Source organism: Pseudomonas emilianonis (assembly GCF_023072625.1).
In the GTDB taxonomy this organism is placed as follows: Bacteria; Pseudomonadota; Gammaproteobacteria; order Pseudomonadales; family Pseudomonadaceae; genus Aquipseudomonas; species Aquipseudomonas paraveronii.
Genome location: NZ_JAKNRV010000005.1, coordinates 13,521 through 38,647, shown reverse-complemented (window position 1 = coordinate 38,647; position 25,127 = coordinate 13,521). Strand labels below are relative to the sequence as shown.

Sequence of the window (25,127 nt, the reverse complement as noted above, 5' to 3'; positions counted from 1 at the left end):
TGTATGGGTGCGGGACGTGTTCGGCATGTTTTTCTGATGTGGTCATTCTACGCAGCTTGACACTTTCTGTCAAGGACTAGTTGACGCTGGGTGATAACTATGAAACGCACTGTGGAATCTAAGCACTCCCATCCCCATACGCCTCCAATAGACTTAATAAGCACAAAACCGGTTTCCGGCGAGGGAGAACGCCTCCTGCTTAGTCTACGCACCCATGTAAGCCCGTTAACACTGGGCAGAACGGAAGTGCTCGTTCGCAAGCAGGCGAATCTAGTGCTGGTTTTGACGCGGTTTTCGGAGGTAATGGGTGAGTTTCAGGAGCCGCCAACCTAAGTTCGTCAAGGTTGGCAGTCCGTTCGGTTGATCAGTCGATGAGGTGCAGTACGTCCCTGACATTTAGGTGAGAGTATCGTGCGACGGATCGCGTATCCCTGTGCCCTGAGACGATCATGATTTGAGCGTTGTTGAATCCTTTCTTCGCCACGTTGGTGATTCTGGTGTGCCTGAGTTGATGCAGCCTAACGCTACTATCTAGTCCAGCCTTAACACGTGCCAGACGCACGGCCTGAGAGACGGCATGCGGAGTGACCGTGAAAATCATGCCGTATGGATGGCGTTCCACAGTGGCCCACAGTTGGGCGAGTTCAAGAATCTCAACGGCTCGGTGGGTGAGAGGTACGGATCGAGTGCCGTTCTTCCCGTCGATCACATCGGCAATACGGTCTTTGAGGTGCAGGCAGTCTTTTGTCAGCTTCAGGATTTCAGAGCGCCGCATGGCAGTCTCATATGCCAGTTCGACAATGGGTTTCATGATGGGTGACAGCTTCGCCAGTAACCGCTCAAGCTCGCTTGCACTAATCACCTTGTCAGAAGACCGGTCGGGCTTTGGAAGTGCGATATCGCTTACAGGGTTGTGAATGTCGATCAACAACCCGCGTTTGGCGAATCGAAAGAAGCGGGACATGAAGGCGAGCTGCGTCCTGCACGTGGATGGCTTCACCTTCTTCAATCGCATAATCTTGAAGTCATTGATCATCTGCGGCGTGATTTCGTGAATGGGTTGGGTGAAGTGCTTGCCCAGATGCTCCACGATCCTCAGTGCGTGGTCGTAGCTGCCTTTCCCTTTGAGCATGGTTTCGCAGTAGGTCATGCCCAGCGTATATATAGTGTGATGCTTGCGTTCCACCGTCACGGCTTCGAGATGGTTCGCCCATAACTCTGCTTCAGCTTTGGTGCTGAAGGTTTTCGACTGTGGAGATTTACCCTTTACCCGTACCTGAGCGTTCCAGTTGCCGGACGGAAGTAAGCGGAAATTAGCCATTGTTGACGCCTCATAATGTGAATGGGCGTTCTGTGAAACCCTTGAGCACCAAGGCTTGGAGCTTGCTCAAGCAGACCTTGACATGGTGGGGGTCGTTGGTTCGAGTCCAATCGCGCCTACCAAACAAAATCCGCTCTGCTGGGCGGTCTAGAAGGGCTCACCGAAAGGTGAGCCCTTTTTTGTTGCCTGGAATTTTTGGCACAGCTTCGCCACACCCCGTTCACGGCGGACGGTGAGGCGGGCGATCAGAAGAAAAGCTGAGCCACCGCTAGCAGGCAGATGATTTGGACGAGCATTTGGCAGAGAATCTCGCCATTGAACGTTTCCATATGCGTTTGTCCGGCGTACATAGGGGTTTGCCTCCCTGTCGGTAACATTGCCGTGGGCAGCGGTGCACGAACCGCGCAGCTGCTTTGTTGAGTGTAGTGGCTGAATAAGAATCTTCACGCTGAGCCGACACAAGGCAATCACTCACAAAATTTATTGGTTTGCAGCACCAATTTTTCTTGTTGGACACCTCCCGCCCCCAGGCAGCAAAGTTGCCGCCATCGACGCTCGACCTTCCAGGTCAACAATAAAAAACCGAGCCGACTGCACGCCACTGTCCTGCTGTGAACCCTTTGTTCACATCCTGCTGTCATTGGCGCCGCAGCGCGCATTAAAGGACCTCACCGCCATGCAAACTGTTGTGAACTTATGGCCGCTGATCGGCGTGCTTGTGATCGTGGTTGGCTTTGTCTTGCGCTTCAATCCGCTCTTGGTGGTCACCGCCGCCGCCATCGCCACCGGGTTGGCTGCCCATTTCCCGCTAGAAAAAATCCTCGCGACCATGGGCGATGGTTTCCTTCAGACTCGCGCCCTGCAATTGATCCTGTTATTGCCCCTGGCGGTGATCGGCTTGCTGGAACGCCATGGCTTGCGCCTGCATGCGCAGAACTGGATCGCGCGTTTTGAGCGGGCCACGGTCGGGCGTTTGCTGATTATCTACCTGTTTGTGCGCGAGTCGACGGCGGCCATGGGGCTGACCAGTCTCGGCGGGCATCCGCAGATGGTGCGACCGCTGCTGGCACCAATGGCTGAAGGTGCGGCGGAAAAACGCTACGGCAAACTGCCGGACAAGGTGCGTCACAAGGTGTTGGCGATGTGTGCCGCCACCGATAACGTCGGGCTGTTTTTTGGCGAAGACATCTTTGTCGCGTTTGGTGCGATTGCGTTGATGCACACCTTCCTGCTGGGTTTGGGGATTGATGTGGAGCCACTGCACATCGCGGTGTGGGGCATTCCCACGGCGATCTGCGCCTTCATTATTCACGCGGTCCGCCTGCATCGGTTCGATCGACGATTGACCCGTGAGATGACTGCCGTCGCCACGCCAGTGGAGGCTGCGCAATGATCATTTCCATTCAATACTTGTACTGGCTGGCCGGTGTGTTGCTGCTGATCACTGCGGGCATGATCCTGCTCGATCGCAGCCACCCCAAGCGCTGGTCCAGCGCGTTGTTCTGGCTGTTGTTCGCCATTCCGTTCCTGGTGGGGGAGCGCTTGCCGTCGGTGGTGATCGGCGCGGGCGTGGTGGTCATGGCATTGATCGCCGGTCTGGGCGGCGTGGGGCGTGGCACCCATGCCCAATTGCACGACAAGGCGTCCCGAGCGAGTGCCGGTCGCCTGGGCCACAAGTTGTTTATCCCGGCGCTGGCGATTCCCCTGACTACGGTGATTGGCTCGGTCTTGCTCAAGCACACCGAGATCGGCGGCGTACCGTTGCTGGACCCGAAAAACACCACGTTCGTCTCCCTGGGGATCGGCTGCCTGATTGCCCTGGGCCTGGCCTGCTGGCTGACTCGCGATACGCCGGTGCAAGCCTTGCGCGAATCCCGTCGCCTCACCGAGGCACTGGGTTGGGCCATGGTGTTGCCGCAGATGCTGGCAATGCTCGGGCTGCTGTTCAACGAAGCCGGAGTCGGCACTGCGGTTGCCCACGTCACCACGACTTACATCAACCTGGATTTCAAGTTGGTGGCGGTGATGGTTTACGTGCTGGGCATGGCGCTGTTTACGGTAATCATGGGTAACGGTTTCGCCGCGTTTCCGGTGATGACCGGCGGCGTCGGCGTGCCGGTGCTGGTCGGCATCTACGGTGGCAACCCGGCGGTGATGGCGGCGATCGGCATGTTTTCCGGCTATTGCGGTACGCTGATGACCCCGATGGCGGCCAACTACAATATCGTGCCGGCAGCGTTGCTGGAACTGCCGGACAAAAACGCGGTGATCAAGGCGCAGTTGCCGACCGCGTTGATGATGCTGGTGGTCAATATTGTCCTGCTTTATCTGTTGATGTGAGGTCAGGATGCACACCTTACTGCTGGCGGGTTCGAGCCCTTCGCTTACGATCGCGTGAGCCCGTCGTGGGAAGTTATGCGGCCGTGCGCTGTCCCGCCAGCTCTGCTGGCGTTTACAACCGCCGAGGTGATCCGTAGATTGCATCGGGTCTATTTTTGTCGCCGCCTACAAGGAAGCCACGCCGTGTCCATCCCTGGTCCTGCTGTATTTGCCCAGCGTTACCGCGCCTTCTTGTTCGATATGGACGGCACCTTGCTCAACTCCATTGCGGCTGCAGAACGGGTGTGGAGTATCTGGGCTGAACGTCATGGTCTGGATGTGGCGGCGTTCCTGACCACCATTCATGGCGCCCGCGCGATCGATACGATCAAGCGTCAGGCGCTGCCTGGAGTCGACCCTGAGGCTGAGGCGCAATGGATCACCGAGGCTGAGCTGAATGATGTCGAAGGGGTCGTTGCGATTCCCGGCGCTGTTGCGTTCTTGAGCAGTGTGCCCGGTGATCAATGGGGGTTGGTGACGTCCGCTCCCAGGGAGTTGGCGCTACGGCGCCTGCAGGCGGCCGGCATCAGTCCGCCGGCGGTGTGGGTGACGGCCGAGGATGTCGACAACGGCAAGCCCGACCCCGCCTGCTATGTGCTCGCCGCGCAGCGTCTGGGTGTCGCGGCCCAGGACTGCCTGGTATTTGAAGATGCAACGGTAGGGATTCGAGCGGGGGAGGCGGCGGGCGCGGATGTGATGGTCGTGACTTCGACGCACCTGACCCTCATGGTGACGGCGCATGCTTCTATCGACGGGTATGAACAGATTCAGGTGCAGCGCGACGCTGAAGGCTTGCTGCGCGTCGAGCGCCGAATGGATTGAGAGGAAAGGCTGCGCCCTCTACCGGCCCTGGCCTTCTTCGCAAGTGCTGGGTGCGCCGGGCATCTGCAACGGATAACTTTTCACACCCCGGCGCGATAGCGCCATCTCCCTGAGTATCTCGTTGGCAAGTCGGGCAATCGCTTCTTCGCCGCGATAGTGTGCGCGCACGATGCCGGTGATCGTGAAGTGGTCGGTGTTCGGGCCGCTGAGAATGGCTGAAAGGGTGCCGTCAGCATGCAATGTGCAGGCGACCTTATAGCTGGGTAAGCGTGATGCCAGTGCAGATTCGATTTGGGATTTGCTCAGGGTGTCCATCGGCTTCAGCGCCTTTCAACTGACCGTGCAAGGGCAAGCATAGGTGCTGGGGCGGGGCTGTAAATACCGGCGATCTGATAGCGAGGCATTGGCGATCAACGTGCAGTTCTCCGGTGTCCCCCCAGAGCCGCGCGCTGGCACATTTTGCGCTGGACGGTTTTCTGGATTGGCTGGAGGCAGAATACAAACAGGTAGCCGCCGAGCAACAGCGTCAAGTCTAGCCACGAGGGTACATCGGTGACGTAGATGCCTTTGATTTCGAATCTCAAACCGCATTCCAACCCCGCAAAGACGAACCCGATGAGCAGGGCGATCATCCAGGAGCGGGCGGCAAAGGGGCGCTTCGTGGTAGGCCTCATCGATGTGCTCCTGAGTGCACTCGTATGGGGGAAGAGGGTTTCACGAGATTCGGCCGCGAATCATGCAACAAGTTCCGGGCGTGATGACAGTTTCATCTTTCAGCGACGATGAAGGGGTGGGACACGCTGAGCGCGAAAAGAACGCGAGCAGGCCAAAAGGGTTTTCGCCAGCCGTTACAGTGAACGAAAAGGCTGGCTACTGAAGGCGCTTCAAGGCGTCTGGTTTTTATCTGGCGCCGTCAGGCCAGCCTGGATGCGCTGGTAAATCTCCTCGCGATGCACGGCAACATCCTTAGGTGCATTGATGCCGATTCTTACTTGCTGGCCGCTGACGCCCAGAATGGTGATCGTAATGTCATCACCGATGTTTATGCTTTCACCAACTTTACGGGTGAGTATCAGCATGGACTTCTCCTTGATTACCTTTAAGGACACATGATTCAGACAGGGCAGGTGTCGGATGTGTGTAGCTTACTGCTAAGCGCTTCCCTGTGACTGCCTCTTTTAGGACGCATAGAGGCGACATTAATTCCCATGGCGTCATCATACAGGTCTGCGATACATGATTCGCATTGTTTAAGCCAACGTTTATGACCGCCAGAACAGACAGTGGATGATAAAGTTGCCTCTTTATCCTTAAAGGAGCAGGGCAGTGCGTAAAGTAGCGATGGCAATGGCGGTGTTGGCATTGGCCGGTTGCGGTGAAGGCAAGCGTGTCGAAGAGCCCAAGGCGAAGCCGGCCGTGACTGAAAGCCAGCCGCAAATCGGTGCGATTGCCGCCCAGGAATGGGACGTGCGCGTAGGCCCGCCGGACCACAAGCTGCAGGCGATCACCGACCTGACCGCCTGGTTGCTGGAGCATGGTTTCAATTTTTATATCGTGAAGGAAGACGGCAAGGACGTGGTGCTGTTGGGGCCATTTCCTACCCAGGCCGAGGCTGAAGCCAAGCAGGCCCTGCTTACGGAAAAGCTGGCCCGCGCCAAGAAAAACGATACCGAGTCGCAGGTTATCGAACACAAGGTCGCGCAGTAACCGGAAGATTGAGCGGGGAAATGCCGATTTTTCCCGCTCGTTTTCAGCCGCAGGCTTTCAGATTTACCGGGCCGACGAACTCATTCCCACGCCCCATCACACAGGCCACCGTCTGATTGCGCTGGCGCTCCCAGGGCTGCACCGGATAGGTCTTGTTCCAGGCTTCGTACAGTTGACGATCCTGTTTCGACAGGCGCAAGCCGTATTGTTTGCTCATGTAAAAATACGTCCGTGCGATCATCCCGCGAATGGACGGGCGCGGCATGACCTTCTTGGCCTTGAAGTCGACCTGGGTCAGGCATGAGCCGTACTGTCCACTTTGCACCGGCAGCCAGCCAAAACTGAAGTTGTTCCGGTCGCCATTGACCTCGCCGATGCTCGGCACGAGGTTGTGCAGGTCGGCTTCAGCACGTTTGAACACGTCGTCATGCCGCGTACAGTTCTTACGCCCGCCATTCTGCCAGCACTGGCGCTGATGCCCGATCTGCCAGGCCGGCACGATATGTTCCCACTCGATGCGCGCGGCGCGGTTAGCGTTTTTGCGTGGGATGTAGCCGCAGGCTTTCAGGTCCACGCGGTTGCCCGTGTATTTGCAGCCGCAATAGAACTCGGTGGATTGCGGTGCGTAGAGCTTCCAGGCGATTTTCTTGGCTTCGCTGAACGTTCGGGGCGCTTGGGCATGGGCAGTGACGGCAAAAAACAGGCAAAAAAACACAGCAGTAAAACGGACACTCATTGAATCAATCTTCCTTCGGCACAACCCAGAAAATCTGCACGCCACCGTCGTCCCGGTGAGCGAGTGTGACGTTGTCGTTCTCCGCAATTTCTTCCAGCAAGCGTTGCCATTCGTCCTCCGGCTCATCCGGCAGACGGAAGATCAGGGCCGCCTTGGCTTTCTGGGCGTTGGTCGAATTGATGATTTTTTGCACACGAAGGGCCAGGCGTTCATAGGCGTCAGGCGGGGTTGGCACTGCGGAAGAGGATTTTGCCACGGCGGATTCCTTAATAAGCTGTACGTGCATACAGTATTTGACTGTGGGCGATTTCGCAACTGCTTAAAACTCAGCACGCTCGTCTGACAGCGATTTAGGCGAATTGATGTAGGGCGGGGAGGTGGGTAGCGAGGGTTCTGCGGGGAAGCAGGGGCGAGCGAATCCGCCCCTGCACAGGTGTCACCAGGAATCAGTATTCCCAGAACATCCGTTGCAGCTCTTTGCTGTCCTGAGTCTTGGTCAGGGCAACCATCGCCAGGATCCGCGCTTTCTGCGGATTCAGGTCATGGGCAGCCACCCAGTCATACTTGTCGTCAGGCTGTTCGGCGTTGCGCAGCACGAAACCGCCGGCATTCACGTGGGAGGAGCGAATGATTTGCACGCCTTGCTTACGCAGTTCCTGCAGAGCCGGGACGACCTTGGAGGACACCGAACCGTTGCCAGTGCCTGCATAGATGATTGCTTTGGCGCCGGCCTGGGCCAGGGCCTTGGCGGCAGTGTCGCTCACGTTGCCGTAACCGTAGGCGATTTCGACGTCAGGCAGGCTCTTGATGGTCTTGATGTCGAATTCAGAATCCATGGTGTGGCGCTTGGCCGGCAGGCGGAACCAGTAGGATTTGCCTTCAACCACCATGCCCAACGGGCCCCATGGGCTCTTGAATGCTTCGGTCTTGATGTTGATCATCTTGCTGACATCGCGACCTGATTGGATCTCGTCGTTCATGGTCACCAGCACGCCCTTGCCGCGGGCATCCTTGCTGCCAGCGACGGCGACGGCGTTGTACAGGTTGAGCATGCCGTCTGCCGACATGGCGGTGCCTGGGCGCATGGACCCGACTACAACGATGGGCTTGTCGGTTTTTTCCACGAGGTTCAGGAAGTAAGCGGTTTCTTCCAGGGTGTCGGTGCCGTGGGTGATCACGATGCCGTCGACGTCCTTGCTGTCAGCCAGTTCGGCGACGCGGCGACCCAGTTGCAGCAGGTTTTCGTTGTTGATGCTTTCGGACGCAATTTGCATCACTTGCTCGCCACGCACATTGGCGACCTGGCTAAGCTCCGGAACACCGGCGATCAATTGCTCGATGCCGACTTTGGCTGCCTGGTAGGTGGCGCTGTTAGCGGCGCTGGCGCCGGCACCGGCAATGGTGCCACCCGTGGCGAGGATCACTACGTTGGAGAGTTTGGCTTTGGTTTCGACGTCTTTTGCCTGAGCGGCAACGGGGAACAGCAGCAGAAGGGCTAGGGCGCCCGGAACAATGGTCTTCAATGCAGATTTCATTATTTTTCTCTCTGGTTTTTGATGAGTGCGGTAGCAAGTTCATCTAGAGCGCTCGAGCGGTTCTGAACGCATCGAGGTGCTGGGAGGGAGCAGGATTTGTACCAGCCTGAAACTGCCGGTCGTTATTATTTAACCTACTGATTTTATTGGTATTTAATTCGCGTTTAGAGTGGTTTATCTAAACGATTGTCCGGCTTTCCGAACAAAGGGCGGGTGTTGCGTTCGGTTGTCCGAAAATAATGACGAGATAGTCGCGTGCGGTGTATGTCATCGACGTCACGGCCTGTCGTTTTAGAAAACGATCCGGCGGCGGCGATGTTTAATAACCCAGCGTGACAGGCTAGAGAGTAGGGGCTAGAGGGCTTGGAGGGCGTGCGGTTTTCTTCCGTTGACAAATCCCGACAAGGTTCTCATAGTTTGATCAACGCAAACGTTTGCGAGATGTTTCATGGGGGCGCCCTGAACCTCTTGAAAGCTCGTATCAGCCGCCCGGGTGGGAGGGCTGCCGAAGTGTTCTTCGGTGCAAGCGTTGCTCACAATAATCATAAGATCGGAGTGAACCCATGAAGCTGCCATTCGCTGGACGTCTTCTTGCTGTCGCTGTGCTTGCCGCCGCATCTGCTGCGCTGCCTTTCTCTTCTGCATTCGCTGATGACGCCGCCGCCAAACCCAAGGTCGGCCTGGTGATGAAGTCCCTCGCCAATGAATTCTTCGTCACCATGCTAGAAGGCGCGAAGGACTACCAGAAGTCCCACGCCGCGGATTTCGACATGATCAGCAACGGTATCAAGAACGAAACCGATACCAGCGCGCAGATCGATATTGTCAACCAGATGATCCTCGCCAAAGTGAACGCCATCGTCATTGCGCCGGCTGACTCCAAGGCACTGGTCACCGTGCTGAAAAAAGCCTCCGATGCCGGCATTAAGGTCGTCAATATCGACAACCGCCTGGACCCGGGCGTGCTGAAAAGCAAAAACCTCGATATTCCCTTCGTCGGCCCGGACAACCGCAAGGGCTCCAAGCTGGTGGGTGACTACCTGGCCAAGCAACTGGCTGCGGGTGACAAGGTCGGCATCATCGAAGGCGTACCGACCACCACCAACGCGCAGCAGCGCACTGCAGGCTACAAGGATGCGATGGACGCGGCTGGCATGAAGATCGTCTCCACCCAATCCGGCAACTGGGAAATCGACCAAGGCCAGAAAGTCGCCTCTGCGATGCTGAGCGAATATCCGGACCTCAAGGCACTGTTGGCCGGTAACGACAACATGGCCCTGGGCGCTGTCTCCGCAGTGCGCGCGGCAGGCAAGGCCGGCAAGGTGCTGGTCGTGGGCTACGACAACATCGAAGCGATCAAGCCGATGCTGCAGGACGGCCGTATCCTGGCGACAGCCGACCAGGCTGCCGCACAGCAGGCTGTGTTTGGTATCCAGAACGCGCTCAAGCTGGTCAAGGGTGAGAAGGTAGACGCTCAAGACGGCGCGATCGAAACCCCGGTCGAACTCGTCCTCAAGAAATAATCCTGGCTGCACCCAACAGCGTCCGCTCACCCTGAGCGGACGCCTGGAGATTTTCCTATGTCATCTTCCGCCCCGAATGCTGTCCTCTCGGTCAGCGGTATCGGTAAGACCTATGCCCAGCCGGTTCTATCCGACATCACCCTGACGCTCAATCGCGGGGAAGTGCTGGCGCTGACCGGTGAAAACGGCGCAGGCAAAAGTACCTTGTCGAAGATCATCGGCGGGCTGGTCACACCGACCACCGGGCACATGCAATTCAGCGGTCAGGACTACCGCCCCGGCAGCCGCACCCAGGCCGAAGAGCTGGGCGTGCGCATGGTCATGCAGGAACTCAACCTGCTGCCGACGCTGACCGTTGCCGAAAACCTGTTCCTGGACAACCTGCCGAACCACTGTGGCTGGATCAGCCGCAAGCAACTGCGTAGCGCGGCGATCGAAGCAATGGCCCAGGTTGGCCTGGATGCGATCGACCCGGACACTCTGGTCGGTAGCCTGGGCATCGGCCATCAGCAAATGGTCGAGATCGCCCGTAACCTGATCGGCGACTGCCATGTGCTGATCCTCGATGAACCCACGGCGATGTTGACCGCCCGTGAAGTCGAGATGCTGTTTGAGCAAATCACCCGCCTGCAGGCCAGGGGCGTGGCGATCATTTATATTTCGCATCGGCTCGAAGAGTTGGCCCGTGTCGCCCAACGCATTGCGGTACTGCGTGACGGCAAACTGGTCTGCGTCGAGCCGATGGCCAATTACAACAGTGAGCAACTGGTGACCTTGATGGTCGGTCGCGAGCTGGGCGAACACATTGACCTTGGACCACGTACCATCGGCGGCCCGGCCTTGACGGTAAAAGGACTGACTCGTGCCGACAAAGTCCGCGACGTCTCCTTTGAAGTGCGTGCCGGCGAGATCTATGGCATCTCCGGCCTGATCGGCGCCGGCCGCACGGAATTGCTGCGCCTGATCTTCGGTGCCGACCTGGCCGACAGTGGCACCGTTGCCCTGGGGTCGCCGGCCCAAGTGGTCAGCATTCGCTCGCCGGTCGACGCGGTGGGTCACGGCATCGCCTTGATCACCGAAGACCGCAAGGGCGAAGGCCTGCTGCTGACGCAATCCATCAGCGCGAATATCGCCCTGGGCAACATGCCGGAAATTTCCGGCGGCGGCGTGGTAAATAGTCGCGACGAAACAGCTCTGGCCAAGCGTCAGATCGATGCCATGCGCATCCGCAGTTCCAGCCCGGCGCAATTGGTGTCCGAACTGTCCGGCGGCAACCAGCAGAAAGTCGTGATTGGCCGCTGGCTGGAGCGCGACTGCTCGGTGATGCTGTTCGATGAGCCGACCCGCGGCATCGACGTGGGTGCCAAGTTCGACATTTATGCGTTGCTCGGTGAATTGACCCGTCAGGGCAAAGCGCTGGTGGTGGTGTCCAGCGACCTGCGTGAGCTGATGTTGATCTGTGACCGCATCGGCGTGCTGTCTGCCGGGCGCTTGATCGAGACCTTCGAGCGCGACAGCTGGACCCAGGATGAATTGCTCGCCGCCGCCTTTGCCGGCTATCAGAAACGTGACGCGCTGCTCAACGACGCAGCGCTTAGGGATGCCCAATGAAAACAACAACTTCGCCCGGTAAAGCGGGTGGTAACTTTTACGGCATGGGCACCTACTTGGGGCTGGCGGGTGCGTTGCTGGCGATGATTGCGCTGTTCTCGGTGCTCAGTGATCACTTCCTGTCCTACGACACTTTCAGCACCCTGGCCAACCAGATCCCGGACCTGATGGTGCTGGCGGTGGGCATGACCTTCATCCTGATCATCGGCGGTATCGACCTGTCGGTGGGCTCGGTGCTGGCCCTGGCGGCGTCGGCGGTCAGCGTGGCGATTCTCAGCTGGGGCTGGAGCGTGTTGCCGGCCGCCGTGCTTGGCATGGGTTGCGCCGCGTTGGCTGGCACCATCACCGGCTCGATCACCGTGGCCTGGCGAATCCCGTCGTTTATTGTGTCTCTCGGCGTGCTGGAAATGGCGCGCGGCGTGGCGTACCAGATGACTGGTTCGCGCACGGCCTATATCGGTGACTCCTTTGCCTGGCTGTCCAACCCGATTGCCTTCGGGATTTCGCCCTCGTTCATCATCGCTTTGCTGGTGATCGTCGCCGCCCAACTGGTGTTGACCCGTACTGTATTCGGCCGTTACTTGATCGGTATCGGTACGAATGAAGAGGCTGTGCGTCTGGCCGGGATCAATCCCAAGCCTTACAAGATCCTGGTGTTTAGTCTGATGGGCCTGCTGGCCGGTGTCGCGGCGCTGTTCCAGATCTCGCGCCTGGAAGCGGCGGACCCGAACGCCGGGTCCGGTCTGGAGCTGCAAGTGATCGCGGCGGTGGTGATCGGCGGCACGAGCCTGATGGGCGGACGCGGCTCGGTGATCAGCACGTTCTTCGGTGTGTTGATTATTTCGGTGCTGGCGGCTGGCCTTGCGCAGATCGGTGCCACGGAACCCACCAAACGCATCATCACCGGTGCCGTGATCGTGATTGCCGTGGTCCTCGATACCTACCGCAGCCAACGCGCAAGTCGGCGGGGCTGAACCATGGCGACGATTAAGGATGTGGCGGCGCTTGCAGGTATTTCCTACACCACCGTGTCTCACGTAGTGAACAAGACGCGCCCAGTCAGCGAGCCGGTACGCCTCAAGGTGGAAGCCGCGATCAAGCAACTGGACTATGTGCCCAGCGCCGTGGCGCGTTCGCTCAAGGCCAAGACCACCGCCACCATCGGCCTGCTGGTGCCGAACAGCCTCAACCCGTATTTCGCCGAGCTGGCCCGGGGGATCGAGGACTATTGCGAGCGCAACGGCTATTGCGTGATCCTCTGCAACTCCGACGACAACGCGGAAAAACAACGCAGTTACTTGCGGGTGTTACTGGAGAAGCGCGTCGACGGTTTGATCGTGACCTCGGTGGGCGGCGACGACAGCGGCCTTGCCGCGGGCTTGAACGCGGTGCGCACGCCTATGGTGATCGTCGACCGGGCGCTGGACGGTATTGATGTCGACCAGGTGCGCATTGATCATGAGCAGGGCGCTTACTTGGCGACCCGACATTTGCTTGAACTGGGCCATCGGGATATCGCCTGCATCGGCGGTCCCGGCCATACCCGCGTGGCGCAAATGCGTCTGGCTGGGTATCACCGCGCTTTGCGCGAGGCGGGCGTCGATGTGGCAGCCAATCGCACCCAGGAAAGTGACTTCACCAGCATCGGCGGTTATGCCGCGGCGGTGAAGTTGCTGTCGGAAAACCCGCCGAGCGCGATTTTCGCCAGCAACGACATGATCGGTTTCGGCGTATTGCGTGCAGCGGCCGAGCGCAACATCCGCGTGCCGAGTGAATTGTCGGTGATCGGCTTCGATGACATTCAAATGGGCCGTTACGTGTACCCGGCGCTGACCACGGTCGGGCAGTCGATCGTGCAATTGGGCGAGACGGCGGCCGAGTTGTTACTGCGACGAATTGCTACCCCCCAACTGCCGATCGATCAACGCATCGTGACGCCAAGTATTGTCTTGCGTGAGTCGACGGCGCCACTCGCCGGTGTGTTCGCCCAATACCGTTGAACCGAATTGATGAGTACTGATGTATGCCCGCAAAAGTAGTGGTAGTAGGCAGCTTGAATATGGACCTGGTGACCCGTGCCAGTCGGCTGCCCCGCGCCGGTGAAACCCTGATAGGCCAGTCGTTCTCCACCGTCCCCGGTGGCAAGGGCGCCAACCAGGCCGTCGCGTCGGCGCGGCTGGGGGCCGAGGTTGCGATGATCGGTTGCGTCGGCACTGACGCCTACGGCGGCCAATTGCGCGATGCGTTGCTGGTGGAAGGCATCGATTGCCAGGCTGTGAGCCGCGTCGACGGTTCCAGCGGTGTGGCGTTGATTGTGGTGGATGACAGTAGCCAGAATGCGATCGTGATCGTTGCCGGCAGTAACGGCGAGCTGATGCCCGCTTCGTTGCAGGCGGCTGACGCGGTGTTGCAGGCCGCCGACGTAATCGTCTGTCAGCTTGAAGTGCCGCTGGAGACCGTCGGTTATGCGCTCAAGCGCGGGCGTGAACTGGGTAAGACGGTGATCCTCAATCCGGCCCCGGCCAGCGGTCCTTTACCGGCGCAGTGGTACGCCTCGATCGATTACCTGATCCCCAACGAAAGCGAAGCCACCGCCCTGAGTGGCGTGACGGTGGACTCCCTGGACAGCGCCAAGCTCGCCGCGATGCAGTTGATCAAGGCTGGCGCCGGTAAAGTCATCATCACCCTAGGTGCTCAGGGCGCACTGTTCAGCGACGGCAAGCGTTTTGAGCATCTGGCGGCGCCAAAGGTCAAGGCGGTGGATACCACGGCTGCCGGTGACACGTTTGTCGGCGGCTTTGCCGCAGCGCTGGCCGATGGCAAAAGCGAAGCCGAGGCTATTCGTTTTGGCCAGGTGGCGGCCGCGCTGTCAGTCACCCGCGCGGGTGCGCAACCCTCCATTCCTACGCTGCACGACGTTCAAGGTTTTGTGTCCTCATGAAAAAGACACCGCTGCTCAATATTGCCCTGTCACGCCTGATCGCCTCCCTTGGTCATGGCGACATCCTGGTTATCGGTGATGCGGGCCTGCCCGTGCCGCCGGGCGTCGAGTTGATCGACCTGGCACTGACCCAGGGCATTCCCGACTTCATCAGCACCTTGCGCGTTGTGCTCAGTGAAATGCAGGTGGAAAACCATGTGCTGGCCGAAGAAATCCTGCTCAAGCAACCGCCGGCACTCAGTGCGCTCAACGCCCTGACCGACCAGGCGGCGCTCGGCGAGCGGCGCCTGGTCAGCCATGAAGCCTTCAAGCAATTGAGTCGCGGTGCGCGTGCCATTGTCCGCACGGGCGAGTGCCAGCCTTATTGCAATATCGCGCTGGTGTCCGGCGTAACGTTCTAGAGTCCCCCTACGACAAGGAGTGTTTTATGCAACGACGTCTTCCAACCCTGAAAAATCTGTTCCGGAGTGTTCTGCTTTTGTCCGCACTCACCGCAGCGAGCGCCCAAGCGGCGGAAAAAATCGACCTGATCATCGACACCGACCCAGGTGCCGACGATGTGGTGGCCTTACTGTTTGCGATGGCTTCCCCGGATGAGTTGAACATTCGGGCGCTGACCACCGTCGCCGGCAATGTGCGCCTGGACAAGACTTCGCGTAACGCGCGCCTGGCCCGTGAGTGGGCAGGGCGTGAGGAGATCCCGGTGTACGCGGGCGCGCCGAAGCCGCTGCTGCGCAAGCCGATCTACGCCGAAAATATCCACGGCAAGGAGGGCATCTCCGGTGTCGCCGTACACGAGCCGAAAAAAGGCCTGGCCGAAGGCAATGCCGTTGATTACCTGATCAAGACCCTGAGCACCGCCAAGCCCCACAGCATCACCATCGCCATGCTTGGCCCGCAGACCAACCTGGCGCTGGCGCTGACCCAGGCGCCTGAAATCACCCAAGGCATCAAGGAAGTGGTAGTGATGGGGGGCGCGCACTTCAATGGCGGCAATATCACACCGGTGGCCGAGTTCAACCTGTTCGCCGACCCGGTCGCGGCCGAGATTGTGCTCAAGAGCGGCGTCAAGCTGACCTATCTGCCGTTGGACGTGACCCACAAGGTGCTGACCAGTGAGGCGCGCCTGAAGAAAATCGCTGACATCAAGAACAATGCGAGCAAAGTCGTCGGCGATATTCTCAATGAATACGTAAAGGGCGATATGGAGCACTACGGCATTCCTGGCGGCCCGGTGCACGACGCTACGGTCATCGCGTACCTGCTCAAACCGTCGTTGTTCAGTGGGCGTCAGGCCAATATGGTGGTGGACAGCCGCGAAGGACCGACCTTTGGCCAGACCATCGTCGATTGGTATGACGGCCTGAAGCAGGAAAAGAATGTGTTCTGGGTTGAGAATGGCGACGCCCAGGGCTTTTTCGATCTGCTGACCGAGCGCCTGGCGCGCCTGAAGTAAGGTGATTGCCGGTCGGCGCTCGCCGGCCGGTTCTTATTCGCGCCCGGGGTTGTGCGCGCCCATGTGATTGGCCGGGTATTTCTCGAAAACCTGGCCAATGAACGCTTGCGCGGCCTGGGTACCCAACTCCTTGACCAGCAGGTCGATACCGATGATCGCCAATTCTTCCGGGCTTCCGGGGCTGTAGGAGCTCTGCCCTTGGGGCCACTTGGCTTTGATGTCGGCTTGGAGCGTTACGGTGGTCATGGGGGACTCGCGAGCAGGAAGTACGGGGTAATGCGCTAAAACGCGGTTCTTACTCCGCCAGTTAACCATTTTGTACGGCATTTGGCACTGCTACTTATGCATGAGGTACTTCGGAATGGGGCCGGCCGTGTGCGACACTGTCAGCCTGTTTTAATTGCCGGGGAACACCGCGTGCAGATCGACTTGAACAACCCCGAGAACCTGACACTGAGCGCCGTGCGCCAACTGCTCGCCAGTGCCAGCGACGATGAACACACCCAATTGCGAGTCACCAGGGCTGGTATTGCCTACATCTCCTCCGGCCAGGCCGTCGGGGGCGTCGATATCGATGGGTTGCTGTTTCGCCTGGAAACCTGGGCCAAGGGCTCCGGTTACGTCGGAAATGTGGCCGCCAGCGATGAGGTCTGGGTCACGCAGATTTTCAATGCGTTGAAACAGAATTGGCCAAAACCGCCGTTTGACTACATCGATATCTACTGAATTCGTTCATATCTGGTGACGATTGACCGGGCGAATGCTTGCCCTGAGTCAGGCAGACTTGCCAGCGGGCGATTTACGTCTTGAAACCAATCCGCCTGACTGCTGTCGCACGATCTCTGTCCATTTTTTATCATAGGAGGCTTCATGCCTTGGAAGCTCGCATCATTCGGTACTTTGTTGGCGGCACTCGCGTTGGCGGGTTGCAGCACCCCGGGTACCTCTGAGCCAGCCAAAGACGCCGCCGTGACCGATGCCGGTCATAGCCGCTGTGAGGCGAAGGCCGCCGAGTTCACGATCGGCCAGAAAGCCTCGCCCCAGTTGCTGGAGCAGGCGCGTACCCGTGCCGGTGCGCAGAACGCCCGAATTCTCAAGCCTAACGATATGATCACCCTGGAATACCGTTCCGACCGCCTGAACCTGAACACCGACGACAATCTGGTGATCACCCGGGTCAATTGCGGCTGATAGCCACAGGCTTTTGCAGCGCCCATAAAAAACCCCGTCACATGGACGGGGTTTTTTTAGCTCAGCGGAGAATTACTCGCCGCGAACCTGTGCAGCTTGCATACCCTTTTGGCCTTTCTCAGCCACGAAGGAAACGGTTTGGCCTTCTTTCAGGCTTTTGAAACCGTCGCTTTCGATAGCTTTGAAGTGTACGAACAGGTCGTCACCGCCACCTTGAGGAGTGATGAAGCCGAAGCCTTTTTCATCGTTGAACCATTTAACGGTGCCGGTTTGGCGATTAGACATGGTGTATCTCCAAGAAACATATATTTTCAGTAGTGCTGTGCTGCTCAGGCCAACTGGGCACACTGGGCTATCATAGTCGAAATGTTCGGCTTGGGAGCCCCCCCAAGGCACTGTTTGCTAATCAATAGCCTTGGGTTTAGTCCTTCGGTGGGCTGAAAGCCCCGATCTACGGGGCTTCTGCACGAAATATCAACTGGTAAAAAAAGCCGTAAAAGCTGCGTAATTTGTGCGAAATGGCAGTTTTAAGAGGGTTTTTACTGAAAAACTGCCATCCGAATCGCGGTGATTCTTACTTTTTCTTCACGACTTTGCAGGACGAAATCGCCGCGACCGCTTTGTTTTTTAGCGCCTGGCTCGCGTTCTGGTTCGTCATGAGTTCCTTGATTTCCGCGGTGCTCAATTCGGCATTGATCTTGTCGGCGCCGCATTCGCAGTGTTGTTTGGCGGTTTTGATGTCCACGTTCTGGCTGGCGGCTGAGCTGCAGTCTTTAACGAACGCGTCCCTGGCACCCGCAGGCCAGTTCGAAGGGGCTGCTGCGTGTGCGCCAAGGGAGATAAGGGTAAGGGATGCTGCAAGCGCAAAAGTTGAGGAAAAACGCATCATTAAATGCTCCAAAGTCGTGAGGACGAACGGCGATTCTCGATGGATTTGAGGGCCGGCGTACAGCTCAAGTTCACTTTTTCCCCTATAAAGGCGGGAATTTGTTATTACCTGCGGCGCTGCGGGCGCGATGACCGTTCATCTGTGCTAGCATCTTGCGCTTGGCTATTTCCGGGCGCGCCAAATGCCGCCTTGCCATGTTCCTTTTTTTTCCACTCCAGTCACTCTGGTTCGATCATCGGTTGGCCGAAAGGCTCCTGCCGCTGTAAGGCAGGCGTTCATCACTGAACGGCCTGGTATTGGATCTTGTACTGGCTCATCCCAACCCACGTGACCTTTGGTAGGGGTCACCACTAGGAGAGGAGGCGCCATGCCAACTATTACTCTTCCCGACGGCAGTCAACGTTCATTCGATCATTCGGTTTCCGTAGCCGAGGTCGCCGCATCCATTGGTGCCGGCTTGGCCAAAGCCACCGTGGCCGGCAAGGTCGACGGCAAGCTGGTCGACGCCAGCGACCTGATCACCACTGATGCCAGCCTGCAAATCATCACGCCCAAGGATCAAGAGGGGCTGGAGATCATTCGCCACTCTTGCGCGCACCTGATTGGCCACGCGGTCAAGCAGCTGTACCCGACGGCGAAAATGGTGATCGGTCCGGTCATTGACGAAGGCTTCTATTACGACATCGCCTACGAGCGTCCTTTTACTCCGGACGACTTGGCTGCGATCGAACAGCGCATGCACGCGCTGATCGAAAAAGATTACGACGTGATCAAGAAAGTCACGCCGCGCGCCGAAGTGATCGACGTGTTCACCGCCCGTGGCGAAGACTACAAGCTGCGCCTGGTGGAAGACATGCCGGACGAGCAGGCCATGGGCCTGTACTACCACGAAGAATACGTCGACATGTGCCGTGGCCCGCACGTGCCGAACACGCGCTTCCTCAAGTCGTTCAAGTTGACCAAGCTGTCCGGCGCCTACTGGCGCGGCGACGCGAAGAACGAGCAGTTGCAGCGGATCTACGGCACGGCCTGGGCTGACAAGAAGCAGTTGGCCGCCTACGTCCAGCGCATCGAAGAAGCCGAGAAACGCGACCACCGCAAGATCGGTAAGCGCCTGAACCTGTTCCACCTCCAGGAAGAAGCGCCGGGCATGGTGTTCTGGCACCCGAACGGCTGGACCCTGTACCAAGTGCTTGAGCAGTACATGCGCAAGGTTCAGCGCGAAAACGGTTACCTGGAGATCAAGACGCCTCAGGTCGTTGACCGCAGTCTGTGGGAGAAATCCGGGCACTGGGCCAACTACGCCGACAACATGTTCACTACCCAGTCGGAAAACCGCGACTACGCCATCAAGCCGATGAACTGCCCATGCCACGTGCAGGTGTTCAACCAGGGCTTGAAGAGCTACCGCGAGTTGCCGATGCGCCTGGCCGAGTTCGGTGCCTGCCATCGTAACGAGCCGTCGGGTGCGCTGCACGGCATCATGCGTGTGCGCGGCTTCACTCAGGACGACGCCCACATCTTCTGCACCGAAGAGCAGATGCAGGCCGAATCCGCTGCGTTCATCAAGCTGACCATGGACGTTTATCGCGATTTCGGCTTTACCGAAGTCGAAATGAAGCTGTCCACTCGTCCGGAAAAACGCGTCGGTTCCGATGAGCTGTGGGATCGCGCCGAAGCGGCACTGGCCGCTGCGCTAGACAGCGCGGGCCTTGCGTATGATCTGCAGCCGGGTGAGGGCGCCTTCTACGGCCCGAAAATCGAGTTCTCGCTGAAAGATTGTCTTGGTCGTGTCTGGCAATGTGGTACTTTGCAGCTCGATTTTAACCTGCCGATCCGTCTGGGAGCCGAATACGTCTCCGAAGACAACAGCCGTAAACACCCGGTTATGCTGCACCGGGCGATCCTCGGCTCGTTCGAACGGTTCGTCGGTATCCTGATCGAGCACTACGAGGGCGCATTCCCCGCGTGGTTGGCTCCGACCCAGGCAGTGATCATGAATATCACTGATAAACAGGCCGATTTTGCTGCTGAAGTTGAAAAAACTCTCAACGAAAGCGGATTTCGTGCCAAGTCCGACTTGAGAAATGAAAAGATCGGCTTTAAAATCCGCGAGCATACTTTGCTCAAGGTTCCCTATCTTTTGGTTATCGGAGATCGGGAAGTCGAGATGCAGACTGTCGCTGTGCGTACTCGTGAAGGTGCTGACCTGGGCTCGATGCCCGTCGCCCAGTTCGCTGAGTTCCTCGCGCAAGCGGTTTCCCGGCGTGGTCGCCCAGATTCGGAGTAATTACTATTAAGCGTGAAATGAGACAAGATAAACGAGCTGCACCGAAAGCCCCGATCAACGAGAATATCTCGGCACGCGAGGTTCGGTTAATTGGGGCTGAGGGTGAGCAGCTTGGGATTGTGTCAATTGAAGACGCGCTTCTTAAGGCTGAAGAAGCCAAGCTCGATTTGGTGGAGATTTCCGCCGATGCTATACCGCCTGTCTGCAAGCTGATGGACTACGGCAAATCGATCTTCGAGAAGAAGAAGCAGGTTGCCGCTGCCAAGAAAAACCAGAAGCAGATCCAGGTTAAAGAAATCAAGTTTCGTCCAGGGACGGAGGAAGGGGATTACCAGGTAAAACTGCGCAACCTGGTACGTTTCCTGAGTGATGGGGACAGGGCCAAGGTATCCTTGCGATTCCGCGGCCGTGAGATGGCCCACCAGGAGCTGGGGATGGAACTCCTCAAGCGGGTTGAAGCTGACCTGCTCGAGTACGGTTCGGTCGAACAGCATCCTAAGATGGAAGGACGCCAACTGATCATGGTCATCGCCCCGAAAAAGAAGAAGTAATCAATAGGGCACGGCAGGCCTTCTGATTATGTTTATCAACTGAATGCGGAGTATCCGAACATGCCAAAGATGAAGACTAAAAGTGGTGCTGCTAAGCGGTTTCTGAAAACTGCTAACGGTATCAAGCACAAGCACGCTTTCAAGAGCCACATCCTGACCAAAATGTCGACCAAGCGTAAGCGTCAACTGCGCGGTAGCAGCTTGCTGCATCCGTCTGACGTGGCAAAAGTCGAGCGCATGCTGCGCCTTCGTTAATTTTGGATCAAGAATAGAGGAAGTAACTCATGGCTCGTGTTAAGCGTGGCGTCATGGCCCGTAAGCGTCACAAAAAAATTCTGAAACTTGCTAAAGGCTACTACGGCGCGCGTTCACGCGTATTCCGTGTTGCCAAACAAGCGGTAATCAAGGCAGGCCAATATGCCTACCGTGACCGCCGTCAGAAAAAACGTCAGTTCCGCGCTCTGTGGATCGCTCGTATCAACGCTGGTGCTCGTGTTAACGGTCTGTCCTACAGCCGTTTCATCGCTGGCCTGAAAAAAGCGTCCATTGAGATCGACCGTAAGGTTCTGGCTGATCTGGCAGTGAACGAAAAAGCGGCGTTTGCTGCAATTGTCGAGAAAGCTAAAGCCACCTTGGCTTAAGTACCCCCGACAGTCACCCTGGGCTACTCCTGTGGTCCAAGGTGTTAAACGTCATAAATAGGGGAAGAGCCTTCAAGCTCTTCCCCTATTTTGTATCTGGAGTCTGTACATGGAAAACCTGGACGCGCTCGTCGCTCAAGCTCTTGAGGCTGTGCAAAGCGCTGAAGATATCAATGCCCTGGAGCAAATCCGGGTTCACTACCTTGGCAAAAAGGGTGAATTGACTCAGGTGATGAAGACCCTGGGGAATTTGCCGGCTGAAGAGCGTCCGCAAGTCGGTGCGCTGATCAACGTCGCCAAGGAGCGTGTCACAGAGGTTCTCAATGCGCGAAAGGCGTCGCTCGAGGAGGCCGAACTTGCGGCCAAGCTCGCCGCCGAGTCCATTGACGTGACCTTGCCTGGCCGTGGCCAGGCCTCGGGCGGCCTGCATCCGATCACCCGGACTCTGGAGCGTATCGAGCAGTTCTTCACCCATATCGGCTACGGCATCGCCGAAGGCCCTGAGGTCGAAGACGACTATCACAACTTCGAGGCGCTCAACATCCCAGGCCATCACCCGGCCCGGTCGATGCACGACACCTTCTATTTCAACGCGAACATGCTGTTGCGCACCCATACCTCGCCGGTACAGGTCCGCACCATGGAAGCGAACAAGCCGCCGATCCGTATTGTCTGCCCAGGCCGTGTGTACCGCAGCGACTCCGATATTACCCACTCGCCGATGTTCCACCAGGTCGAAGGCCTGCTGGTCGATCGCGATATCAATTTCGCCGACCTCAAAGGCACCATCGAAGAGTTCCTGCGGGTGTTCTTCGAGAAAGAGCTGGCGGTGCGTTTCCGTCCATCGTTCTTCCCGTTCACCGAGCCTTCCGCCGAAGTCGATATGGAATGCGTGATGTGCAGCGGTAAAGGCTGCCGCGTCTGTAAGCAGACCGGCTGGCTGGAAGTGATGGGCTGCGGCATGGTTCACCCGAACGTGCTGCGCATGTCCGGGATCGACCCGGAAGAGTTCTCGGGCTTTGCCTTCGGCATGGGTGTTGAGCGTCTGGCCATGCTGCGTTACGGCGTGAACGACTTGCGTCTGTTCTTCGACAACGACTTGCGGTTCCTCGCGCAATTTCGCTAGTCGTAACGAATCTTTAGGAGAGCAGGATGAAATTCAGTGAACAATGGCTGCGTGGCTGGGTAAGCCCGCAGGTAAGTCGCGACGAGCTGGTTGCTCGTCTGTCGATGGCCGGTCTTGAGGTCGATAGCGTTACTCCGGCCGCCGGCGTATTCAGCGGTGTGGTCGTGGGCGAGGTGCTGAGCACCGAGCAGCACCCCGATGCCGATAAATTGCGTGTGTGCCAGGTCAGCAATGGCACGGAGACGTTCCAGGTCGTGTGCGGAGCGCCCAATGTGCGCCCGGGCCTGAAGATTCCGTTCGCCATGATCGGCGCCGAACTGCCGGGCGATTTCAAGATCAAGAAGGCCAAGCTGCGTGGCGTTGAGTCCAACGGCATGCTGTGCTCCCAGGCGGAGCTGCAGGTGGGCGAGGGTAACGACGGCCTGATGGAGCTGCCGGCAGACGCGCCCGTGGGCCAGGACATTCGTGTCTACCTGGAACTGGAAGACGCCAGCATCGAGGTCGACCTAACCCCGAACCGCGGCGACTGCCTGTCCCTGGCGGGCCTGGCTCGTGAAGTAGGCGCGCTGTACAACGCTCCCGTCACCCGGCCGGTGGTTGCCGCAGTCGCTGCGGTGCATGATGAAGTGCGCCCGATTGAAGTGCTGGCACCGAACGCTTGCCCGCGTTACCTGGGGCGTGTGATCCGTAACGTCGACCTGTCCAAGCCAACGCCGCTGTGGATGGTTGAGCGCCTGCGTCGTGCCGACGTGCGCAGCATCGACGCTGCCGTCGATATCACCAACTATGTGATGATTGAACTCGGCCAGCCGTTGCACGCGTTCGATCTCGCCGAAATCAATGGCGGCATCCGTGTGCGTATGGCGGAAGAGGGCGAGAAGCTGGTTCTGCTCGACGGCCAGGAAGTCAGCCTGCGTGCCGACACCCTGGTGATTGCTGACCATTCCCGCGCCCTGGCAATTGCCGGTGTGATGGGTGGCGAACACAGCGGTGTGTCCGCAACCACGCGTGACATCTTCCTTGAGAGCGCGTTCTTCGACCAGATCGCCATTGCCGGCAAGGCCCGCTCCTACGGCTTGCACACCGATGCGTCGCACCGCTACGAGCGTGGCGTGGACTGGAAACTGGCGCGTGAAGCCATGGAGCGCGCCACTGGCCTGCTGCTGGAAATCACCGGTGGCGAGGCGGGCCCGATCACTGAAACCGTCAGCGAACAATACCTGCCGTCGATTGCACCGATCACCCTGCGCGCCAAAAGTGTTGAGCAGATGCTCGGCCTGGTGATCGAGCCGGCTGAAATCGAGCGTCTGCTTTCGGCCCTTGGCCTGGGTATTGCTGCGGGTGAAGCCGGGCAGTGGCTCGTTGAAGTGCCAAGCCATCGCTTCGATATCAGCCTCGAAGTCGACCTGATCGAAGAACTGGCCCGTCTTTACGGCTACAACCGTCTGCCGGTTCGCTACCCGCAAGCGCGCCTGGCGCCGCAACCCAAGGCTGAAGCGCGCGCACACCTGCCTGAACTGCGTCGTCTGCTGGTTGCCCGTGGCTATCAGGAAGCGGTGACCTACAGCTTCATCGACCCCAAGCAGTTCGAACTGTTCAACCCAGGCGTCGAGCCGCTGTTGTTGGCCAACCCGATCTCCAACGATATGGCCGCCATGCGTTCGTCGTTGTGGCCAGGCTTGGTTAAAGCGCTTTCCCACAACCTGAACCGCCAGCAAGACCGCGTGCGCATGTTCGAGAGTGGCCTGCGTTTCGTCGGGCAGTTGGATGGCTTGAAGCAAGAGCCGATGCTCGCCGGTGTTGTTTGCGGCAGCCGCTTGCCGGAAGGTTGGGCCCAAGGCCGCGATGCGGTGGACTTCTTCGACGTTAAAGCTGACGTGGAAGCCGTATTGGGTTTTGCCGGAGCACTGAACGACTTCACGTTCGTGCCGGGCAGCCATCCGGCGCTGCACCCGGGCCAGACGGCGCGTATCGAGCGCGAAGGTCGCCTGGTGGGCTTCGTCGGCGCGCTTCACCCGGAACTGTCGAAAACCCTCGGTCTCGACCGTCCGGTCTTCGTTTTCGAACTGGTCCTGGCCGAAGTCGCTTCGGGCAAGATGCCGAAATTCAGCGAGCTGTCGCGCTTCCCGGAAGTACGTCGCGACCTGGCGTTGATCGCTGATCGCGAAGTGTCCGCCACGGCTGTTCTGGATGTAATCCGTGAAAATGCAGGCGAATGGCTGACGGACCTCAGGCTATTTGACGTCTATCAGGGTAAAGGCATTGATCCGCATAGAAAAAGCCTTGCAGTTGGCTTGACCTGGCAGCATCCATCGCGCACTCTTAATGACGATGAGGTGAATACCACGACACAAAATATCCTCACATCGCTCGAACAAAGGTTAAACGCCACGTTAAGGAAGTGACGT

The 25,127-nt window shown here is 58.3% G+C and carries 29 protein-coding genes; 19 read left to right on the top strand and 10 right to left on the bottom strand.

Translation table 11 applies throughout. The annotated features are described in order from the left end of the window. Window positions 1-364 precede the first annotated feature (364 nt). Window positions 365-1,321, bottom strand: coding sequence for a tyrosine-type recombinase/integrase (locus L9Z73_RS01455; RefSeq protein WP_247395818.1), 957 nt, complete (start codon window positions 1,319-1,321; stop codon window positions 365-367). Between the two features lie 676 nt (window positions 1,322-1,997). Here L9Z73_RS01455 and L9Z73_RS01450 point away from each other — a divergent pair. The 3 genes from L9Z73_RS01450 (at window position 1,998) to L9Z73_RS01440 (ending at window position 4,522) form a co-directional block, all read left to right on the top strand. Further along, window positions 1,998-2,714 (top strand): DUF969 domain-containing protein, encoded by a 717-nt coding sequence (locus tag L9Z73_RS01450; protein ID WP_247395817.1) that lies wholly within the window; start codon window positions 1,998-2,000, stop codon window positions 2,712-2,714. Beyond that, window positions 2,711-3,661, top strand: a complete 951-nt coding sequence (locus L9Z73_RS01445; RefSeq protein ID WP_247395815.1) for a DUF979 domain-containing protein — start codon at window positions 2,711-2,713, stop codon at window positions 3,659-3,661. Before L9Z73_RS01450 ends, L9Z73_RS01445 begins: the two co-directional genes overlap by 4 nt. 183 nt (window positions 3,662-3,844) lie before the next feature. Further along, window positions 3,845-4,522, top strand: coding sequence for an HAD-IA family hydrolase (locus L9Z73_RS01440; protein WP_247395813.1), 678 nt, complete (start codon window positions 3,845-3,847; stop codon window positions 4,520-4,522). Window positions 4,523-4,540: 18 nt separating this feature from the next. On the opposite strand, the gene L9Z73_RS01435 is transcribed toward L9Z73_RS01440, so the two are convergent. The 3 genes from L9Z73_RS01435 to csrA all read right to left on the bottom strand — a co-directional run bounded on the left by L9Z73_RS01435 (window position 4,541) and on the right by csrA (window position 5,601). Next, window positions 4,541-4,837 (bottom strand): hypothetical protein, encoded by a 297-nt coding sequence (locus L9Z73_RS01435; RefSeq protein ID WP_247395811.1) that lies wholly within the window; start codon window positions 4,835-4,837, stop codon window positions 4,541-4,543. Window positions 4,838-4,932: 95 nt separating this feature from the next. Further along, on the bottom strand, window positions 4,933-5,196 hold the full coding sequence (locus tag L9Z73_RS01430) for a hypothetical protein (protein WP_247395809.1): 264 nt from the start codon (window positions 5,194-5,196) through the stop codon (window positions 4,933-4,935). Window positions 5,197-5,406: 210 nt separating this feature from the next. Further along, window positions 5,407-5,601 carry a carbon storage regulator CsrA gene (csrA, locus tag L9Z73_RS01425; protein ID WP_003192511.1) on the bottom strand — a complete coding sequence of 65 codons (195 nt, stop codon included), beginning with the start codon at window positions 5,599-5,601 and terminating at the stop codon, window positions 5,407-5,409. A gap of 247 nt (window positions 5,602-5,848) precedes the next feature. On the opposite strand from csrA, the gene L9Z73_RS01420 reads away from it, so the two are divergent. Then, window positions 5,849-6,229, top strand: a complete 381-nt coding sequence (locus tag L9Z73_RS01420) for an SPOR domain-containing protein (RefSeq protein WP_247395808.1) — start codon at window positions 5,849-5,851, stop codon at window positions 6,227-6,229. A gap of 43 nt (window positions 6,230-6,272) precedes the next feature. On the opposite strand, the gene L9Z73_RS01415 is transcribed toward L9Z73_RS01420, so the two are convergent. The 3 genes from L9Z73_RS01415 to L9Z73_RS01405 form a co-directional block, all read right to left on the bottom strand. Further along, window positions 6,273-6,965 carry an endonuclease gene (locus L9Z73_RS01415; RefSeq protein WP_247395807.1) on the bottom strand — a complete coding sequence of 231 codons (693 nt, stop codon included), beginning with the start codon at window positions 6,963-6,965 and terminating at the stop codon, window positions 6,273-6,275. Between the two features lie 4 nt (window positions 6,966-6,969). Beyond that, entirely contained in the window at window positions 6,970-7,221 is a 252-nt protein-coding gene (locus L9Z73_RS01410) for a DUF1654 domain-containing protein (protein ID WP_247395806.1), read from the bottom strand. 190 nt (window positions 7,222-7,411) lie between these two features. Continuing rightward, the gene (locus L9Z73_RS01405; protein ID WP_247395805.1) at window positions 7,412-8,500 is read right to left on the bottom strand and encodes an asparaginase; all 1,089 of its coding nucleotides are present in this window, start codon (window positions 8,498-8,500) and stop codon (window positions 7,412-7,414) included. A 563-nt stretch (window positions 8,501-9,063) separates the two neighbouring features. On the opposite strand from L9Z73_RS01405, the gene L9Z73_RS01400 reads away from it, so the two are divergent. The 7 genes from L9Z73_RS01400 to L9Z73_RS01370 are packed head-to-tail and all read left to right on the top strand — an operon-like array spanning window position 9,064 to window position 16,031. After that, window positions 9,064-10,023 (top strand): sugar ABC transporter substrate-binding protein, encoded by a 960-nt coding sequence (locus L9Z73_RS01400; protein WP_247395804.1) that lies wholly within the window; start codon window positions 9,064-9,066, stop codon window positions 10,021-10,023. 57 nt (window positions 10,024-10,080) lie between these two features. Continuing rightward, window positions 10,081-11,634 (top strand): sugar ABC transporter ATP-binding protein, encoded by a 1,554-nt coding sequence (locus L9Z73_RS01395; RefSeq protein WP_247395803.1) that lies wholly within the window; start codon window positions 10,081-10,083, stop codon window positions 11,632-11,634. Beyond that, a complete protein-coding gene (locus L9Z73_RS01390) occupies window positions 11,631-12,608 on the top strand; it encodes an ABC transporter permease (protein ID WP_247395802.1) in 978 nt (325 codons plus the stop codon). Before L9Z73_RS01395 ends, L9Z73_RS01390 begins: the two co-directional genes overlap by 4 nt. 3 nt (window positions 12,609-12,611) lie before the next feature. After that, a complete protein-coding gene (locus L9Z73_RS01385; protein ID WP_247395801.1) occupies window positions 12,612-13,634 on the top strand; it encodes a LacI family DNA-binding transcriptional regulator in 1,023 nt (340 codons plus the stop codon). A gap of 23 nt (window positions 13,635-13,657) precedes the next feature. After that, entirely contained in the window at window positions 13,658-14,575 is a 918-nt protein-coding gene (rbsK, locus tag L9Z73_RS01380; protein WP_247395799.1) for a ribokinase, read from the top strand. Further along, window positions 14,572-14,976 carry a D-ribose pyranase gene (rbsD, locus tag L9Z73_RS01375; RefSeq protein ID WP_247395797.1) on the top strand — a complete coding sequence of 135 codons (405 nt, stop codon included), beginning with the start codon at window positions 14,572-14,574 and terminating at the stop codon, window positions 14,974-14,976. Before rbsK ends, rbsD begins: the two co-directional genes overlap by 4 nt. 26 nt (window positions 14,977-15,002) lie before the next feature. Next, the gene (locus tag L9Z73_RS01370) at window positions 15,003-16,031 is read left to right on the top strand and encodes a nucleoside hydrolase (protein WP_247395795.1); all 1,029 of its coding nucleotides are present in this window, start codon (window positions 15,003-15,005) and stop codon (window positions 16,029-16,031) included. A 33-nt stretch (window positions 16,032-16,064) separates the two neighbouring features. On the opposite strand, the gene L9Z73_RS01365 is transcribed toward L9Z73_RS01370, so the two are convergent. Further along, window positions 16,065-16,277, bottom strand: a complete 213-nt coding sequence (locus L9Z73_RS01365) for a hypothetical protein (protein WP_247395793.1) — start codon at window positions 16,275-16,277, stop codon at window positions 16,065-16,067. Between the two features lie 171 nt (window positions 16,278-16,448). Between L9Z73_RS01365 and L9Z73_RS01360 the strand changes: the two genes are divergently transcribed. Both L9Z73_RS01360 and L9Z73_RS01355 read left to right on the top strand, forming a co-directional pair. Continuing rightward, window positions 16,449-16,757, top strand: a complete 309-nt coding sequence (locus L9Z73_RS01360; protein WP_247395790.1) for a hypothetical protein — start codon at window positions 16,449-16,451, stop codon at window positions 16,755-16,757. A gap of 144 nt (window positions 16,758-16,901) precedes the next feature. Further along, a complete protein-coding gene (locus L9Z73_RS01355; protein ID WP_017847669.1) occupies window positions 16,902-17,222 on the top strand; it encodes an I78 family peptidase inhibitor in 321 nt (106 codons plus the stop codon). A gap of 72 nt (window positions 17,223-17,294) precedes the next feature. On the opposite strand, the gene L9Z73_RS01350 is transcribed toward L9Z73_RS01355, so the two are convergent. Both L9Z73_RS01350 and L9Z73_RS01345 read right to left on the bottom strand, forming a co-directional pair. Continuing rightward, window positions 17,295-17,507, bottom strand: a complete 213-nt coding sequence (locus tag L9Z73_RS01350) for a cold-shock protein (RefSeq protein ID WP_003234260.1) — start codon at window positions 17,505-17,507, stop codon at window positions 17,295-17,297. Between the two features lie 289 nt (window positions 17,508-17,796). Further along, window positions 17,797-18,111 carry a hypothetical protein gene (locus tag L9Z73_RS01345; protein WP_247395789.1) on the bottom strand — a complete coding sequence of 105 codons (315 nt, stop codon included), beginning with the start codon at window positions 18,109-18,111 and terminating at the stop codon, window positions 17,797-17,799. 367 nt (window positions 18,112-18,478) lie between these two features. On the opposite strand from L9Z73_RS01345, the gene thrS reads away from it, so the two are divergent. From thrS to pheT, 6 genes are all read left to right on the top strand, one after another. Then, entirely contained in the window at window positions 18,479-20,401 is a 1,923-nt protein-coding gene (thrS, locus tag L9Z73_RS01340; protein WP_247395787.1) for a threonine--tRNA ligase, read from the top strand. Further along, window positions 20,401-20,952, top strand: coding sequence for a translation initiation factor IF-3 (infC, locus tag L9Z73_RS01335; RefSeq protein ID WP_247395830.1), 552 nt, complete (start codon window positions 20,401-20,403; stop codon window positions 20,950-20,952). Before thrS ends, infC begins: the two co-directional genes overlap by 1 nt. Window positions 20,953-21,012: 60 nt before the next feature. Next, window positions 21,013-21,207 (top strand): 50S ribosomal protein L35, encoded by a 195-nt coding sequence (rpmI, locus tag L9Z73_RS01330; protein ID WP_002553160.1) that lies wholly within the window; start codon window positions 21,013-21,015, stop codon window positions 21,205-21,207. A 29-nt stretch (window positions 21,208-21,236) separates the two neighbouring features. Beyond that, on the top strand, window positions 21,237-21,593 hold the full coding sequence (rplT, locus tag L9Z73_RS01325; RefSeq protein WP_003219940.1) for a 50S ribosomal protein L20: 357 nt from the start codon (window positions 21,237-21,239) through the stop codon (window positions 21,591-21,593). 109 nt (window positions 21,594-21,702) lie between these two features. Further along, the gene (pheS, locus tag L9Z73_RS01320) at window positions 21,703-22,719 is read left to right on the top strand and encodes a phenylalanine--tRNA ligase subunit alpha (protein WP_247395785.1); all 1,017 of its coding nucleotides are present in this window, start codon (window positions 21,703-21,705) and stop codon (window positions 22,717-22,719) included. Between the two features lie 26 nt (window positions 22,720-22,745). Then, window positions 22,746-25,124 (top strand): phenylalanine--tRNA ligase subunit beta, encoded by a 2,379-nt coding sequence (pheT, locus tag L9Z73_RS01315; protein ID WP_247395784.1) that lies wholly within the window; start codon window positions 22,746-22,748, stop codon window positions 25,122-25,124. Window positions 25,125-25,127 lie beyond the last annotated feature (3 nt).

Coding starts and splice junctions, on each gene's coding strand:
- rbsD (WP_247395797.1), top strand. CDS start 14,572: ATGAAAAAGACACCGCTGCTCAATATTGCCCTGTCACGCCTGATCGCC.
- L9Z73_RS01355 (WP_017847669.1), top strand. CDS start 16,902: ATGCCTTGGAAGCTCGCATCATTCGGTACTTTGTTGGCGGCACTCGCG.
- L9Z73_RS01445 (WP_247395815.1), top strand. CDS start 2,711: ATGATCATTTCCATTCAATACTTGTACTGGCTGGCCGGTGTGTTGCTG.
- L9Z73_RS01395 (WP_247395803.1), top strand. CDS start 10,081: ATGTCATCTTCCGCCCCGAATGCTGTCCTCTCGGTCAGCGGTATCGGT.
- L9Z73_RS01455 (WP_247395818.1), bottom strand. CDS start 1,321: ATGGCTAATTTCCGCTTACTTCCGTCCGGCAACTGGAACGCTCAGGTA.
- rpmI (WP_002553160.1), top strand. CDS start 21,013: ATGCCAAAGATGAAGACTAAAAGTGGTGCTGCTAAGCGGTTTCTGAAA.
- pheT (WP_247395784.1), top strand. CDS start 22,746: ATGAAATTCAGTGAACAATGGCTGCGTGGCTGGGTAAGCCCGCAGGTA.
- rbsK (WP_247395799.1), top strand. CDS start 13,658: ATGCCCGCAAAAGTAGTGGTAGTAGGCAGCTTGAATATGGACCTGGTG.
- L9Z73_RS01345 (WP_247395789.1), bottom strand. CDS start 18,111: ATGATGCGTTTTTCCTCAACTTTTGCGCTTGCAGCATCCCTTACCCTT.
- L9Z73_RS01350 (WP_003234260.1), bottom strand. CDS start 17,507: ATGTCTAATCGCCAAACCGGCACCGTTAAATGGTTCAACGATGAAAAA.
- L9Z73_RS01405 (WP_247395805.1), bottom strand. CDS start 8,500: ATGAAATCTGCATTGAAGACCATTGTTCCGGGCGCCCTAGCCCTTCTG.
- thrS (WP_247395787.1), top strand. CDS start 18,479: ATGCCAACTATTACTCTTCCCGACGGCAGTCAACGTTCATTCGATCAT.
- L9Z73_RS01385 (WP_247395801.1), top strand. CDS start 12,612: ATGGCGACGATTAAGGATGTGGCGGCGCTTGCAGGTATTTCCTACACC.
- L9Z73_RS01415 (WP_247395807.1), bottom strand. CDS start 6,965: ATGAGTGTCCGTTTTACTGCTGTGTTTTTTTGCCTGTTTTTTGCCGTC.
- L9Z73_RS01400 (WP_247395804.1), top strand. CDS start 9,064: ATGAAGCTGCCATTCGCTGGACGTCTTCTTGCTGTCGCTGTGCTTGCC.
- rplT (WP_003219940.1), top strand. CDS start 21,237: ATGGCTCGTGTTAAGCGTGGCGTCATGGCCCGTAAGCGTCACAAAAAA.
- csrA (WP_003192511.1), bottom strand. CDS start 5,601: ATGCTGATACTCACCCGTAAAGTTGGTGAAAGCATAAACATCGGTGAT.
- L9Z73_RS01450 (WP_247395817.1), top strand. CDS start 1,998: ATGCAAACTGTTGTGAACTTATGGCCGCTGATCGGCGTGCTTGTGATC.
- L9Z73_RS01435 (WP_247395811.1), bottom strand. CDS start 4,837: ATGGACACCCTGAGCAAATCCCAAATCGAATCTGCACTGGCATCACGC.
- L9Z73_RS01370 (WP_247395795.1), top strand. CDS start 15,003: ATGCAACGACGTCTTCCAACCCTGAAAAATCTGTTCCGGAGTGTTCTG.
- pheS (WP_247395785.1), top strand. CDS start 21,703: ATGGAAAACCTGGACGCGCTCGTCGCTCAAGCTCTTGAGGCTGTGCAA.
- L9Z73_RS01390 (WP_247395802.1), top strand. CDS start 11,631: ATGAAAACAACAACTTCGCCCGGTAAAGCGGGTGGTAACTTTTACGGC.
- L9Z73_RS01430 (WP_247395809.1), bottom strand. CDS start 5,196: ATGAGGCCTACCACGAAGCGCCCCTTTGCCGCCCGCTCCTGGATGATC.
- L9Z73_RS01365 (WP_247395793.1), bottom strand. CDS start 16,277: ATGACCACCGTAACGCTCCAAGCCGACATCAAAGCCAAGTGGCCCCAA.